This is a genomic window from Rhizobium sp. SU303, assembly GCF_021052345.1.
GTDB classification, from domain to species: Bacteria; Pseudomonadota; Alphaproteobacteria; order Rhizobiales; family Rhizobiaceae; genus Rhizobium; species Rhizobium laguerreae.
Window position 1 is genome coordinate 251,349 of record NZ_CP088095.1, and the last position, 13,659, is coordinate 265,007.

15 protein-coding genes and 1 tRNA gene are annotated in these 13,659 nt (G+C 59.5%); 12 read left to right on the forward strand and 4 right to left on the reverse strand.

Translation table 11 applies throughout. The features are described from left to right. Positions 1-111: 111 nt before the first annotated feature. From hisD to RlegSU303_RS01280, 7 genes are all read left to right on the forward strand, one after another. Positions 112-1,410: a histidinol dehydrogenase gene (gene hisD / locus RlegSU303_RS01250; RefSeq protein WP_017958915.1), complete on the forward strand. Its 1,299-nt coding sequence runs from the start codon at positions 112-114 to the stop codon at positions 1,408-1,410. A gap of 4 nt (positions 1,411-1,414) precedes the next feature. Continuing rightward, the gene (locus RlegSU303_RS01255) at positions 1,415-1,888 is read left to right on the forward strand and encodes a UPF0262 family protein (RefSeq protein WP_017958916.1); all 474 of its coding nucleotides are present in this window, start codon (positions 1,415-1,417) and stop codon (positions 1,886-1,888) included. Continuing rightward, positions 1,885-2,370 carry an arsenate-mycothiol transferase ArsC gene (locus RlegSU303_RS01260; protein ID WP_017958917.1) on the forward strand — a complete coding sequence of 162 codons (486 nt, stop codon included), beginning with the start codon at positions 1,885-1,887 and terminating at the stop codon, positions 2,368-2,370. The genes RlegSU303_RS01255 and RlegSU303_RS01260 overlap by 4 nt, the downstream gene beginning before the upstream one ends. A gap of 122 nt (positions 2,371-2,492) precedes the next feature. Continuing rightward, the gene (gene infA / locus RlegSU303_RS01265; RefSeq protein ID WP_003545338.1) at positions 2,493-2,711 is read left to right on the forward strand and encodes a translation initiation factor IF-1; all 219 of its coding nucleotides are present in this window, start codon (positions 2,493-2,495) and stop codon (positions 2,709-2,711) included. 57 nt (positions 2,712-2,768) lie between these two features. Beyond that, positions 2,769-3,389, forward strand: a complete 621-nt coding sequence (locus RlegSU303_RS01270) for a Maf-like protein (protein WP_017958918.1) — start codon at positions 2,769-2,771, stop codon at positions 3,387-3,389. A gap of 135 nt (positions 3,390-3,524) precedes the next feature. Beyond that, positions 3,525-3,737 carry a DNA gyrase inhibitor YacG gene (gene yacG / locus RlegSU303_RS01275; protein WP_017958919.1) on the forward strand — a complete coding sequence of 71 codons (213 nt, stop codon included), beginning with the start codon at positions 3,525-3,527 and terminating at the stop codon, positions 3,735-3,737. 179 nt (positions 3,738-3,916) lie between these two features. Continuing rightward, positions 3,917-3,992 (forward strand) — tRNA-Phe (locus tag RlegSU303_RS01280). A 763-nt stretch (positions 3,993-4,755) separates the two neighbouring features. Here RlegSU303_RS01280 and RlegSU303_RS01290 read toward each other — a convergent pair. Continuing rightward, positions 4,756-5,625 (reverse strand): helix-turn-helix domain-containing protein, encoded by an 870-nt coding sequence (locus tag RlegSU303_RS01290; protein WP_026158518.1) that lies wholly within the window; start codon positions 5,623-5,625, stop codon positions 4,756-4,758. Positions 5,626-5,815: 190 nt separating this feature from the next. Here RlegSU303_RS01290 and RlegSU303_RS01295 point away from each other — a divergent pair, with 190 nt between their 5' ends. The 5 genes from RlegSU303_RS01295 (at position 5,816) to RlegSU303_RS01315 (ending at position 11,583) form a co-directional block, all read left to right on the forward strand. Continuing rightward, entirely contained in the window at positions 5,816-6,985 is a 1,170-nt protein-coding gene (locus RlegSU303_RS01295; RefSeq protein WP_094086749.1) for a sugar ABC transporter substrate-binding protein, read from the forward strand. Positions 6,986-7,007: 22 nt separating this feature from the next. Next, positions 7,008-8,567: a sugar ABC transporter ATP-binding protein gene (locus RlegSU303_RS01300; RefSeq protein ID WP_017958923.1), complete on the forward strand. Its 1,560-nt coding sequence runs from the start codon at positions 7,008-7,010 to the stop codon at positions 8,565-8,567. Beyond that, positions 8,564-9,568, forward strand: a complete 1,005-nt coding sequence (locus RlegSU303_RS01305) for an ABC transporter permease (protein ID WP_017958924.1) — start codon at positions 8,564-8,566, stop codon at positions 9,566-9,568. Before RlegSU303_RS01300 ends, RlegSU303_RS01305 begins: the two co-directional genes overlap by 4 nt. Positions 9,569-9,596: 28 nt before the next feature. Further along, positions 9,597-11,024, forward strand: coding sequence for an L-arabinose isomerase family protein (locus tag RlegSU303_RS01310; RefSeq protein WP_017958925.1), 1,428 nt, complete (start codon positions 9,597-9,599; stop codon positions 11,022-11,024). Positions 11,025-11,313: 289 nt separating this feature from the next. Beyond that, positions 11,314-11,583, forward strand: coding sequence for a hypothetical protein (locus tag RlegSU303_RS01315; protein WP_017958926.1), 270 nt, complete (start codon positions 11,314-11,316; stop codon positions 11,581-11,583). 9 nt (positions 11,584-11,592) lie between these two features. On the opposite strand, the gene RlegSU303_RS01320 is transcribed toward RlegSU303_RS01315, so the two are convergent. The 3 genes from RlegSU303_RS01320 to RlegSU303_RS01330 are packed head-to-tail and all read right to left on the reverse strand — an operon-like array spanning position 11,593 to position 13,658. Then, entirely contained in the window at positions 11,593-12,318 is a 726-nt protein-coding gene (locus tag RlegSU303_RS01320) for an SDR family oxidoreductase (RefSeq protein ID WP_017958927.1), read from the reverse strand. 11 nt (positions 12,319-12,329) lie between these two features. After that, a complete protein-coding gene (locus RlegSU303_RS01325) occupies positions 12,330-13,391 on the reverse strand; it encodes an ABC transporter ATP-binding protein (protein WP_017958928.1) in 1,062 nt (353 codons plus the stop codon). 60 nt (positions 13,392-13,451) lie between these two features. Beyond that, positions 13,452-13,658, reverse strand: coding sequence for a DUF2160 family membrane protein (locus RlegSU303_RS01330; protein ID WP_003545406.1), 207 nt, complete (start codon positions 13,656-13,658; stop codon positions 13,452-13,454). Between the last annotated feature and the right edge of the window lies 1 nt (position 13,659).

Consider the following 13,659-nt stretch of genomic DNA (forward strand, 5'->3'; position numbering starts at 1 on the left):
GTCGCCCGGAAGTGTGCAGCGGTTCCGGGATAACGACATGCATAAAACAATGAGTGTTTGACGCCCTAAAATTTGAACATCGCAGTTTCGAGTTGAGAAGGAATATCGGCTTTGGCAATCTGGCTGGATCAGGCATCGGAAGGTTTCGAGCAGCATTTTGCCGCCTTTCTGACGACGAAGCGGGAGGTCTCCGATGATGTGAACGTCGTCGTTCGTGCCATCATCGATGATATCAGAGCCCGCGGCGATGTGGCGCTGGCCGAATATTCGCTGAAGTTCGACGGCATCGATTACGCCACCGTCCCGATGCGCGTCACAGCTGAAGAGATCGACGCCGCCGTCGAGGCGGTGCCCTCAGAGGTGCTGGGGGCGCTGAAGCTCGCGGCACTGCGCATCGAATCCCACCATCGCCGGCAACTGCCGAAGGACGATATCTACGAAGACGATATGGGTGTCGGTCTCGGCTCGCGCTGGACGGCGATAGAAGCGGTCGGGCTTTATGTTCCGGGTGGCACGGCGAGCTATCCAAGCTCGGTATTGATGAATGCGGTGCCGGCCAAGGTCGCCGGTGTCGATCGCATCGTCATCGCCGTTCCGGCCACCGGCGGCGCCGTCAATCCGGCGGTGCTTGCCGCTGCCAAGCTTGTCGGTGTCACGGAGATTTATCGTGTCGGCGGCGCCCAGGCGATCGCGGCTCTTGCCTATGGCACCGAGACCATCGCCCCGGTCGCCAAGATCACCGGCCCCGGCAATGCCTATGTCGCTGCCGCCAAGCGCCATGTCTTCGGCACCGTCGGCATCGACATGATCGCCGGCCCCTCCGAGGTGCTCGTCATTGCAGACAAGGACAACAATCCGGATTGGATCGCAGCCGACCTCTTGGCCCAGGCCGAGCACGATGTCAGCGCCCAGGCGATCCTGATCACAGATGATGCCGCATTCGGCAAGGCTGTGGAGCAGGCGGTCGAACGCCAGCTGAAGACGCTGAACCGCGCCGAGACGGCGGCGGCAAGCTGGCGCGATTTCGGCGCGGTCATCCTCGTTGCCGATCTGAAACAGGCCATTCCCTTGGCAAACCGTATCGCTGCCGAGCATCTGGAGCTCGCCGTCGTCGATCCGGACCGGCTGCTCGACGGCATCCGCAATGCCGGAGCGATCTTCATCGGCGCCCATACGCCTGAAGTCATCGGCGATTATGTCGGCGGTTCGAACCATGTGCTGCCGACGGCGCGTTCGGCGCGCTTCTCCTCCGGCCTTTCGGTGCTTGATTTCGTCAAGCGCACGTCGATCCTGCGCCTCGGTCCGCAGCAGCTCCGCACCCTCGGCCCGGCGGCGATCGCCCTTGCCGTTTCCGAAGGCCTTGATGCCCATGCGCGATCGGTCGCGATCCGCCTCAACCTCGAAAGGTGAGGGCATGGCGAAGGGCGATTTCCGGCTTTGCGACGTCGTCCTTGACGATACGATCGGCCGTTCGACGCCCGATGTCGAGCATGAACGCGCCGTCGCCATCTTCGACCTGATCGAGGAGAACAGCTTCGAGCCGCTTGGTCATGCCGGCGGGCCCTACCGACTGAACATCTCGCTGGTCGATTCCAAGCTGGTTTTCGCCATTACCACCGAAGAGGGCGGCGGGGTCGCCACCCATATCCTGTCGCTCACGCCCTTCCGGCGGATCGTCAAGGATTACTTCATGATCTGCGAAAGCTATTACGAAGCGATCCGTTCGTCGACGCCGAGCCGTATCGAGGCGATCGACATGGGCCGGCGCGGCATCCACAATGAAGGCTCGCAGACGCTGAAGGATAGGCTGGCCGGCAAGATAGAGGTCGATTTCGACACCGCCCGGCGCCTTTTCACGCTGGTCTGCGTGCTCTACTGGCGCGGATGACGGCAATGGAGCTCGCCGCCGACGTCGAGGAGGGAAAGCGGCCGGGCGCCATCCTCTTCATGTGCGGTATGAATGCCATCCGTTCGCCGATGGCCGAAGCGATCGCCCGTAGCATTTTGCCGGCCAACACTTATATCAGGTCTGCCGGCGTTCGCGCCGGCGAGCGCGATCCCTTCGTGGATGTCGTGCTCGAGGAGATTGGGCTTTCCCTTGGGCGCCGCCAGCCGCAGACGCTGGAAGAACTCGAGGATGATTACTTCGATCTGATCATCACGCTGTCGCCCCAGGCCCATCATGCCGCACTCGAGCTGACGCGGTCGAGTGCAGTCGATGTGGTCTACTGGCCGACCATGGATCCGACGGTTGCAATCGGAACGCGCGAGCAGATTCTGGAGAGCTACCGCGAGGTCCGCGATCATCTGGCCGGCCTCATCGAAAGCCGGCTACTCAAACGAAATGGCATTGCCGCGCAATCGGCATGAAAACAAATAAAGGAAAGCCTGATCAACGAGGTTCACAAACCTTCGTTGATTGTGTAGTTTCCGCCCAAATTTCAAGGCGCGCGCTGCGCTGCCTATTCAACGCACAGGAAGAAAACACTTATATGCCGAAAGAAGAAGTCCTCGAATTCCCAGGAATCGTCACCGAACTTCTGCCGAATGCGACGTTCCGCGTGAAGCTCGAAAACGAACATGAGATCATCGCCCACACCGCCGGCCGCATGCGCAAGAATCGCATCCGCGTTCTCGCCGGCGACAAGGTGCTTGTGGAAATGACGCCCTACGATCTGACCAAAGGCCGGATCACCTACCGTTTCAAGTAAGTTTGCCCGAAGATCCTGCAGGGGTTTTTGCTCCCGTCTGCCGATGGTCGAGGTTCCATGGCGCTGAAATACAAGCTCATTCTGGCCTCGGGCTCGCCCCGTCGCGTCGACCTGCTCAACCAGGCCGGCATCGAGCCTTCGCGCCTGATGCCGATGGATATCGACGAGGCGCCGAAGAAGTCGGAGCATCCGCGTTCGCTTGCCCGCAGGCTTTCGGCTGAAAAGGCCGAAGCGGCCCTTGCCGCCATCAAGAGCGATATCACCTGGAAGGGCAGCTATATCCTGTCTGCCGATACGGTGGTCGCCGTCGGCCGGCGCATCCTCGGCAAGGCCGAGTTCGCTGACGAGGCGCTGAGTTCGCTGCATCTCCTGTCGGGACGCAACCATATGGTTTATACCGGCGTTTGCCTGGTGACGCCGGATCGCAAGATTCGGCAGAAGATCGTCGAGACCAAGGTACGCTTCAAGCGTCTCTCCGGCTTCGAGATCGAGAACTACCTGGCCTCCGGCCAGTGGCGCGGCAAGGCAGGCGCCTACGGCATCCAGGGCCTTGCCGGCACCTTCGTGCAGAAGATGGTGGGCTCCTACACCAATGTGGTCGGCCTGCCGCTTTATGAAACCATTCTGCTTTTGACCGGCGAGGGCTTCGATGTGCATAGCCGGTGGCCCGAGGGCTGAGCCCGACGGCCGATGCTTAAAGCGCGTCACGATCTTTCAGATCCGCGCGTCGCGCTTTAAGGCTTTGTTTTTACGCATGTCGTTGTTGCAAAACCGCTACACACTTTTGCGCGACATGCTTTAGGACGGACCGATATGCCTGAAGACAAGAAACCGGCCGCCAAGGTCGAACCGCTGCGCAAGACGCGCCCTTGCCCCGAATGCGGCAAACCTTCCCACCGCGAACATTACCCCTTCTGCTGCAACCGCTGCCGCGAGGCCGATCTGTCCCGCTGGCTGACCGGCGCCTATGCCATTCCGGTTGCCGACGATGAGACGAAGGCCGATTATCCGGATGAGGAAAACTAGAGAAATCCACCCGCGAAGCTCTTATTTTTCCTCATGAATCCGCAAAGCCGGCAAGACCGTCAAAAAAGAGTCATTTGACGCTTGCCATGGGCGAACAAGATGCTATAACCCCGCTCGCTTCCGGGGTGAACCAAGGCCCCGCGGTTCCTTTTTTGAAAGGGACTATCGGAAGCAGGTTAGCCCAGGTAGCTCAGTTGGTAGAGCAGCGGATTGAAAATCCGCGTGTCACTGGTTCGATTCCGGTCCTGGGCACCACTTTGATTTCCTTGCATCATTAGAGAATTTTGGCCTTGGAAAAGGCGCCTGGTTGACGGCCGTGGTAGCACATTGGTAGCCGCGCCAAACGTGGTGGAGAGGGCCAAAACAGCGTGGCCGGCGCGATGGCGGGCACCGTGTATCGATGGGCGCTCGTTTCAACGGGTCTCATATCGTGATGGCCTGGACCCGACCACCTCGCGTGACGACATCATCGATATCGCACGCTCGCTGGTGCCGCCGGCCAGGTAAGCGCATGGAACGTCAGCCGTTTCGCCGGGTCGGCCTCTTCACCTTGACCTTGATCTACGCGTTACATTGTGGACGAGTTCGCTGATGGTCGCGAACTCACCGAACAAAGCAGTAAGCTTGGCTTGCTCCTCGCTATCCAATCGGTGCTGCGAGCAGAAGTCCGCGATGCACCAGACCTTCGCCGCTACGATAGGCTCGGCAGTAATCGAATCAATGTGTTGCATTGTAGTCCTCCCGCAAAGGAAGCTAACGAAGTTCAAATTAGCTTTCAATGAAATAAGAGGTCTTCCAGATACTGTGGTTCCCATTGCCCGACGCGCCGCCTCTTCAGCGACTGGCGGACATGCGGCTTCTCCACTGATTGCAGCGTCGAGCAGCCGCTCTCGTTTCTACGCCGCGAAACGGCGTGCGGCCTGTCGGACCATATCAAGCACGCTACAGCTGGTTCCTGACATCGAAGACGGACTGAGCGACGTCTGGGGTCGCGCGGTGCCACGGATCGGCAGACCTCTCAATTCTCAGAGGTCCTACGATATTCCGTCGGTGCGCAGCCAACCGCATTTTTGAATTGGCTGGAAAAATGGAAGGCGGAATGAAAGCCGAGCAGGCCGGCGATTTCTTTTACGGATTTGTCGGTGTTTACCAGGAAGTCGCGTGCTCGCTGAACCCGGACGTTCATTTGATACTGTTTCGCCGACATCCCGGCTTGCTCACGAAACAGCCGGCGAAAATAGGGGTAGCTCACCCCCATCTCTGCTGCGAGATCCTCGACTGATTGTGAAGTTCCGCAGCGCTCCATCAGGATCATGCGCGCCCGATCGACGAGGCGCGCGCCGGCGCCGGTTGCCAGATCGTCCGGCCGGCAGAGCAGCGCAAGGAGCTGCAACCCGAGCGTGGATATCACCAGCTGATGAAGCACGGGATCCTGCCGCGCCAGGTCATGGATGGCGGCGAACACATGATTGATCTCATCGCTTGCCGGGTTGAGCGGGCGTTCGACATGCAGGAGGCCAGCATCCACTGCAAAATCGAAAGCGGTTCCCCGGCACTCTATCCAGTGCTCGGTCCAGCCGGTTCGCCGATCGGGCGCGAACCTGTGCCACACGCCCGGGAACAGGAGAAAAATCGATCCTTCCGTGACGCGCACCTGTCGGCGCAGGTTGCCGAATTCGAGCTTCCCGTTGCCGGCGCTGATCAGCACGACCTGATAGGCCTGAAGGATGCGGCCTCGAGACCAGCTGAAATGATGGTCGTCCGGATGACGGCTCGGAGGGTAACTGGAGTGCGGCGCAATGACCGAATAGCCCGTCGAGACAGCGGTGCAGCCCCATGCTGCAGAAATTCTGTTGTCAGGCATGTAGACGAAGTAGTTTTCCGTCATTTGACGTCGCCTTTTTAGGATCATTTTTTGTATGCAAATGATCACTTTTGTGGATTTTGGCGTCGTGTCAACAGGTGGGGCCGATGGTACCGTCATCAGGTCAGGGCAAAGTCGATCGAATTTGCCGAAACGCTGATTGCATCAGCTATCGCCGCTGCCGGGGAGGGTAGCGGCTGGGAGGAGAATAGATATGAAAACTCACGCCAGACTGCTGGTCGCAGCCGCTTGCCTCGCCGCATCTGCTGCCTATGCCGATGATTTCCACGGGTTCGATCCCGCGAAGTTCGACGGCAATATGCTTTCGGCCGAGGCTCTCAAGGCCATGGCCGCCGACGCGTCGAAAATGACGCCTCCGAAAAACGGCAGCAAGTACAGCATCGGCTTCGCCAATCTTCAGCGTGACATCGCTTTCGGCGTGCTCGTTGAGAAAGGCATCCAGGCAAACGCCGATGCTGCCGGCGTGGAACTCGTTGTCGCCGACAACCGGCTCGATGGGCCGACCGCGCTTGCCAATGCCAAGTCTTTTGCCGAACGCAAGGTTGACTACGTCATCGAGTTTCAGACCGACGCAAACTTCGGTCAGACCGTGATGGACGTGTTCAAGCAAGACGGCACCAAGGTCACGGCAATCGATATCCCTATGCCCGGTGCAAGTTTCTTCGGCGTCAACAATCCCAAGTCCGGTTTCATGGGCGGGTCCTACCTTGCAACGGCTGCGGCAAAACAGTTTGGCGCGGACACGGTAAAAAGCGGCTATCTCGTCATCGGCGCACTGCCCCAGTCGGGCGTCATCCCGCGCATGCGCACGGAAGGTCAGCGCGCCGGCTTCCTGGCCCTGACCAAGGATTTCCCGGCCGACCACATCATCGAGATCGATACGAAGAATACGCTGCAGGAATCCTATACCCAGATGAACAACGTACTCGGCCGCATTCCGCCAGAAGCGCCGATCCTGATCATCGCGATCAACGACCAGGCGACCATGGGCATGCTGCAGGCCGTCCGAGCAGCCGGACGTGTTGATCAGGCCATCGCCGTCGGCAACGGCGCGGATGAAGCCGAGGCGCTCGCCACGGACCCGAAACTCGTGGCAGCGACGGGTTCGTTTCCAGGCAGCTACGGGAATTATCTCATTCCGATTGCACTGTCTGCACTCGCCGGCAAGGCCGTGCCGGAGGCAACCTTCGTTACCCATCAGATGGTAACCAAGGCAAACATCTGCAAATTCTACAAGGAATTCGCCTGCGCCGGCGAAGCCGACGGTTACACGTTTCCTGAGGCAGAGTTCGCAAGCTATCTCTCTGGTCTGAAAAAAGAGGATTGGCTGAAGGGCTACGAGGCAATTCTCCCCAAGCAATGATCTGGGGTCGGAGGCGATTTTGATGCAGACTGTATCGAGCACGGGGAGCCGCGTAGCGCGGCTCCAAATCACCAACGTCACGAAGTCCTTCTCCGGCGTGCAGGTCCTGAAAAACGTCACCTGTTCGGCCGATGCTGGCGAGGTCGTGGCGCTGCTCGGGGCTAACGGTGCAGGCAAATCCACGCTGATGAAGATCCTGTCCGGCGTCTATTCCTGCGACGCCGGACAGATACAGATCGATGGGGCCGCAGTCGACATCACGTCGGCACGTGCGGCCATAGCATCGGGCATTCGCTTGATGCCGCAGGAACTGTCCGTGCATCCGGACTTGTCGGTCGCGGAGAACATCGCGTTGGGATCGATGCCCCTGCGCAAGATCGCCGGCATAAGTTTCGTCGACCGTGCCGCCATGCAGAGGCAAGCGACGACACTGCTCGGCCGACTGAAGCTCGGTCATGTCTCTGCGAGCCGGAGAATGGGATCGCTATCGCTTCCGGAGCAGCGGATCGTCGAGATCGCCCGGGCATTGGCTGGCCAGGCTCGTATTCTGATCATGGATGAACCGACTGCTGCACTCGGAGAAGCAGATGCCGAAACCCTGTTCGGAGTGATCGATGCGCTTCGCGCCGACGGCGTCACGATCATCTATATCTCCCACTACCTCGACGAGGTGTTTCGCCTCTCCGACCGGATCGTCGTGTTGCGGGACGGCGAGGTACGCGGCCAGTTCCAGACGAGCGCCACCAGTCACGACGAGGTGCTACGGGCGATGCTCGGAGGCGATCTCGGCGATCTTTTTCCGGCAAAGCCGCAATCCCTGCCGGACGAGACGATCCTGGCTGTCGAAGGACTGTCGCTGCCAGGTTGGCTCAGCGACGTGTCCTTTTCGGTGCGCCGTGGCGAGGTCCTGGGCGCGTTCGGCCTAATCGGCTCCGGGATTGAGAAGGTCGGCAGAGCCATTTATGGGGCGGAGCCCAAGGCAAAGGTCCGTTCAATCCGGATGGGGACAGCCGAAACGGCGTTGTCGAACCCGCGGGCAAGCATTCGAAGCGGTATCGGTTTCGTTGCAGCCGAGCGCAAGCGGCAAGGCCTGATCGCCAACCTCACCGTCCGTACCAACACGACCCTTCCTTACCTCACGCGCTTTACGCGCTTCGGGCTCGTCGATGACAATCGGGAGCGGGTAATGTCGCAACACTGGATCCGCACCCTGCGCGTCAAGACGACGGGCCCGGAGCAGGAGATAAGACTCCTGTCCGGCGGCAACCAGCAGAAAGTGTGCCTGGCGCGATGGCTGCTCGGCGACCCCAAGCTGCTCATTCTCGAGGAACCGACCCGCGGGGTCGACCTCGGCGCTCGACGAGAGATTTATGAGGAGATCCGCCGGCTCGCAGCGAACGGATTGGGCATACTCCTCGTCTCATCGGACGCTGAGGAAGTCGCCGGTCTTGCCGACCGAGCGATCGTCTTCGAAGAGGGCCGGGCCGTGGCCACACTGGGAGCCAATGCATCGGCCGCCGAGTTGATGCAGGCGGCGGAGTCGCACTCCGTGGCTGCTGCGAACGAATTGGAGAAAGCATGAACAAGTCAAACTCGATCGTTACGGGCGAACCCAAGCCGATCAGCCAACACCAGTCGATGACGGAGATCCTTGCCAGACCGGTCGCCGGGATCGTGGTTCTGCTAGGCTTCTATGTCATCCTTCTTGCGGCTTTCGCTATGCTGTCGCCGTTCTTTCTGTCGGTGAGCAATCTTGCCAATATTGGCACGAACATGGCCTTCATCGGGCTCATGGCCGCAGCCGGAACGCCGCTGATCATTGGCGGTGGACTCGACCTGTCGGTGGCTGCCGTTGCCGGACTGGCCGGCGTCATTGTCGCATTGATGCATTCCAACGGGATCAATATCTGGGTTGGATGCCTGACAGCCTTGGTCATCGGCGCCGGGGTCGGAATTTTGAATGGCGTCATCGTCACCAAGCTGCGCCTCAATCCCCTGATCGTGACACTCGGGACGATGAGCATCTTCTCGGGCCTGTCGATGGTCATGACGGGTGGCTTGAGCAAGCCGCTTTTCGTGCCGGCCTTCAACTGGCTTGGTTCAGGTCGCATCTTTTCCGTGCCGTTTCCCGTCATCGTCATGCTGATCGTCTTTGCCGTCCTTTGGCTCGTGCTTGCCAAGACGCCGTTCGGACGGTTTGTGTACGCAACCGGCGGCAATCCCGAGGCCAGCAGCCTTCTCGGCGTGCCGGTCGAGCGCACCCAGATGATCCTCTACGTGATCTCAGGCATTTCAGGCGCTGCCGCTGGTATCATTCTTGCAGCAATGCTCGGCGCGGCAGCCCCGAATGCAGCAAGTCAGCATCTGCTGACGATCATCGCCGCGATCATTCTTGGAGGAACGAGCCTCTTTGGCGGGCGGGGAAGCGTCTGGGGTACGCTGATTGCGGTGCTGATCCTCGGAACTCTGAACAACGGCCTGACCCTCATGAACGTGTCCAGTTTCTGGCAGGATGTCACGCGCGGTGTCGTGTTGCTTCTGGCCGTGGGCCTCGACCAGCTTCGTGTCCGCCTGCAGGGCTGACCCCGTCATAATTCCAGGAGAAAATGGAATGTCTGATCGCCCTTTGAAGGCCGGCCTGTTCGGTATCGGTCTGGAGGCCTATTGGCCGCAGTTTGACGGTCTCGAAGCAAGGCTGCGCGGATATGTACATGTCGTCGCGTCCAAGCTGGAACGGCCCGGGGTCGAAGTCGTCAATCTTGGCCTCGTCGATACGCCGGAGAAGGCCGTCGATGCCGGCCATCTGTTTCGTCAGGCCGATGTCGATATCATTTTCCTTTACATCACCACCTACGCTCTATCGTCGACCGTCTTGCCGGTTGTTCGGCGTGCAAAGGTGCCGGTCATTATTTTGAATCTGCAGCCGGCTGGTGCGATCGACTACGCGTCCTTCAACGCACTCGGCAACAGGACTGCCATGACCGGCGAGTGGCTGGCGCACTGCGCTGCATGCCCGGTGCCCGAGATTGCCAATGTGTTCACTCGAGCGGGCATTCGGTTCCACCAAGTAACAGGCGTTCTGAACGGTGACCCGTTTGTCGACAACGAGATCGAGGAGTGGATCGAGGCCGCACGGGTAGCCCACGTCATGTCGCATAATCGCCTTGGCGTCATGGGGCGCTATTACAACGGCATGCTCGATATCTATTCCGATCTTACAGCCCAAAGCACGGCATTCGGGACACACATCGAAGTGGTGGAGATTGACGAACTAGCACGCCTCAGACGCGATGTTGGCGAGGCGGAAGTGGCGGCTTGCTTGGACAGAATCCGAACGGAGTTCGACGTGCAGCCGGATTGCGATCCGGACGAACTGGCGCGGGCGGCAAGAACTGCTGTCGCGCTGCGCAAACTCGTCGACGCGAAGCGTCTCGGCGCGCTCGCCTATTATTATGAATCGGTGTCCGGGCATGAATACGAGGACGTCATCACGTCGGTAATCGTTGGTTGTTCGATGCTCACCGCCGAAGGCATACCGGTTGCTGGCGAATATGAGATCAAGAACGCGCAGGCCATGAAGATCATGGACAGCTTCGGCGCCGGAGGTTCCTTCACCGAATATTATGCAATGGATTTCGATGCAGATGTGGTCCTGATGGGCCATGATGGCCCAGGCCATACTAAAATTGCAGAGGGTCGAACCAAGATCCGTCCTCTCGAGGTCTATCACGGTAAGGTCGGCTCCGGCGTTAGCGTCGAAATGTCGGTTAAGAATGGCCCGGTAACACTGCTCTCCGTGGTGGAGTGCGCCGGAAAAGTGAAGCTGTTGTGCGCCGAAGGACAATCGGTGCCCGGGCCGATCCTGGAAATTGGAAACACCAACAGCCGCTATCAATTTCCAATCGGGGCGCGCGCGTTCGTCGAGAATTGGAACGCCGAAGGACCGGCGCATCATTGCGCAGTCGGCGTCGGACACATTGGGAGCAGCATCGAAAAATTAGGAAAGCTGTTGGAGGTCGAGTTCGTGAGAATTTGCTAATTGTCAAAAATATTTCTCGCTGCGGGAACTGCTTGACGAATAAATAGACCCGTCAAAACGATCGCAGCTCCTCTGCCTATCTTGCCGGTTGTGGCCGATATGGTCTTTGGCGGCCGTAGTGGCATGCTGGTGGTAGCGCCAACCTCGCAGCGAGAGCACAAAAACAGCTTGGCCGGCGCGATGAATGGCCGTGTATCGACGGGGCGTTCGTTTCAACGGGTCTCATATCGTGATGCCCTGATGGGAACCGCGACTCCGCCCGTCCGTTACCATTTGAGCAACGGAGGAAATGGACATGCGCAAGAAAAAAGCCATCGTCGAGGCGGCGCTCGAGTCCGAGTACGAGCGCCAGGCACTGGGGATCATGAATACGGAGCAAGCTCTGAAGCTTGAGGATTCCGACGGTCTTGTCTTCAGCCATCCGGATAAAGAGGCCGGAGTGACGGATCATTTTGTTGATCAAGATGAGCTGCGCCGTTTGGTGCGGCGGTCAACGTCGCCGCGTCCCGTATTGCAATCGCAGGATCGTACTACTCGGCAGGGTCGTACTGCACGTTAGTCCTGACCTTCAAGCAATCATATAGCCGCCGTCCACCGGCATCGATATGCCGTTCACCATGGCAGCCTGGTCTGAGAGCAGGAAAAGAACAACCTCGGCAATGTCTGCCGGCTCAGCGAAGCGTCCGACCGGAATTCGCTTCATCATCCCTGCGGCCTTCTCGGGATCGCTCCATGCCTTTACCGCCATTGGCGTCAACGTCACCGTTGGGTGGACGCCGTTTGCGCGGATGCCATGAGGCGCAAGCTCCTTTGCCATGACCCGCGTCAAGCCATCCAATCCACCCTTCGATGCACAATAGGCTGCGTGGTCGGGGATGCCGACGAAGGATGCGACCGACGAGACATTGACGATGGCGCCCATGCGGCCATCCTTGATCAGCGAACGGGCATATTCCTGGGCGACGAGCATCGGAGCACGCGTATTGACCGCGACAAGACGGTCGAATGCTTCGACGGTTGTCTCGAGGAACGGCTGAAGCTCGGTCGTTCCGGCGCAGTTGATAAGGAAATCTGCGGGAAGGGCAGCGATCGCCGCCTGCCTGGTCGCATCGGCGTCCGCAAGATCGACCTGGATTGCCCGGCAGCCGAATTCCCCTCGCAACGCTTCGACGTCGGCAGCACTGCGGGTCAGCGCGACGACCTGCGCACCCCGTTCGACGAGCATCCTTACAATTTCGCGTCCGATGCCTTTGCCGGCGCCGGTCACGATCACCGTCTTTCCTCTGAACTCCATGGGTCGATCTCCTAAAGTCTCTGGCCTGTTTCCCGATCGAAGATATGCGCACGTCGGGGATCTATGTGGAAGTACATCGTCCGTCCGGGGTCGACCTCGATACGCTCGCGGATAAGGGCGTCGATCGGCACGCCTCCCGTGCGTCCGAAGATCAATGTCTCCGAACCCGTCGGCTCGAACACTGATACCTCGACCGGAACGCCCTCCTCGCCGATCGTGATGTGCTCCGGTCGGATACCGTAGGTCACGGCTCGTCCTTCATCCGCATTTGTGTCCGCCATCGGAAGGGTGATGCCCTGGTCGGTGACGACGATCTTCCTGCCGTCGCGGGTGGCTATGCGACCCTGAAGGAAGTTCATCGATGGGCTGCCGATGAAGCCGGCGACGAAGAGGTTGACGGGGAAGTCGTAAAGATCGAGAGGCTTGCCGATCTGCTCGACCCTGCCGTCGCGCATCACCACGATCTTGTTGGCCATCGTCATCGCCTCGATCTGATCGTGCGTGACGTAGACGGTGGTGGTCTTCAGCCGCTGGTGAAGCTCCTTGATCTCGACGCGCATGGTGACCCGGAGTTTGGCGTCGAGGTTCGACAACGGCTCGTCGAACAGGAAGACCTGCGGATCGCGAACGATGGCACGGCCCATCGCCACGCGTTGACGCTGTCCGCCCGACAGTTGCTTCGGATAACGGTCGAGATAACGTGTCAGGTCGAGGATCTCGGCAGCCCTGCCGACCTTCTCGGCGATCTCCGCCTTCGGCCGCTTGGCCATCTTCAGCGGAAAGCCCATATTCTCGGCGACCGTCTTGTGGGGATAGAGCGCGTAGCTCTGAAACACCATCGCGATGTCACGCTCCTTCGGGGGAGCATTGGTGACGACACGGCTGCCGATCCGGATATCTCCGCTGCTGACCGTCTCCAGCCCGGCGATCATCCGGAGCAGGGTGGATTTGCCGCAGCCGGATGGACCGACCAGCACGACGAATTCGCCGTCCTCGATGTCGACGCTGACGCCATGCATGACCTGAAGAGAGCCATATTTCTTGGTGACGTCGCTAACCTGTACGTTTGCCAATGTCGTTCCCCCTAAAGCAGCACGATTTGTGACTTGATGTCGTTGACGGAATTCATCGCCTCATCCCTTCCAGACGATATAGGCGCCAAGGACTGCCGAGATTGCCGCCGCGAACCATACGGAAAGCCCGAACGGCTCGATGAACCGCATCCAAAACAGGGAGAGCGCGACCCAGATCACGATCGAGATGAAGAGCCGGTCGAACCAGTTCGTTTCGATTGGCAGGAAGCCTGGCTTGGGTTCGTTATTTTCTGATTGAGACGTCATC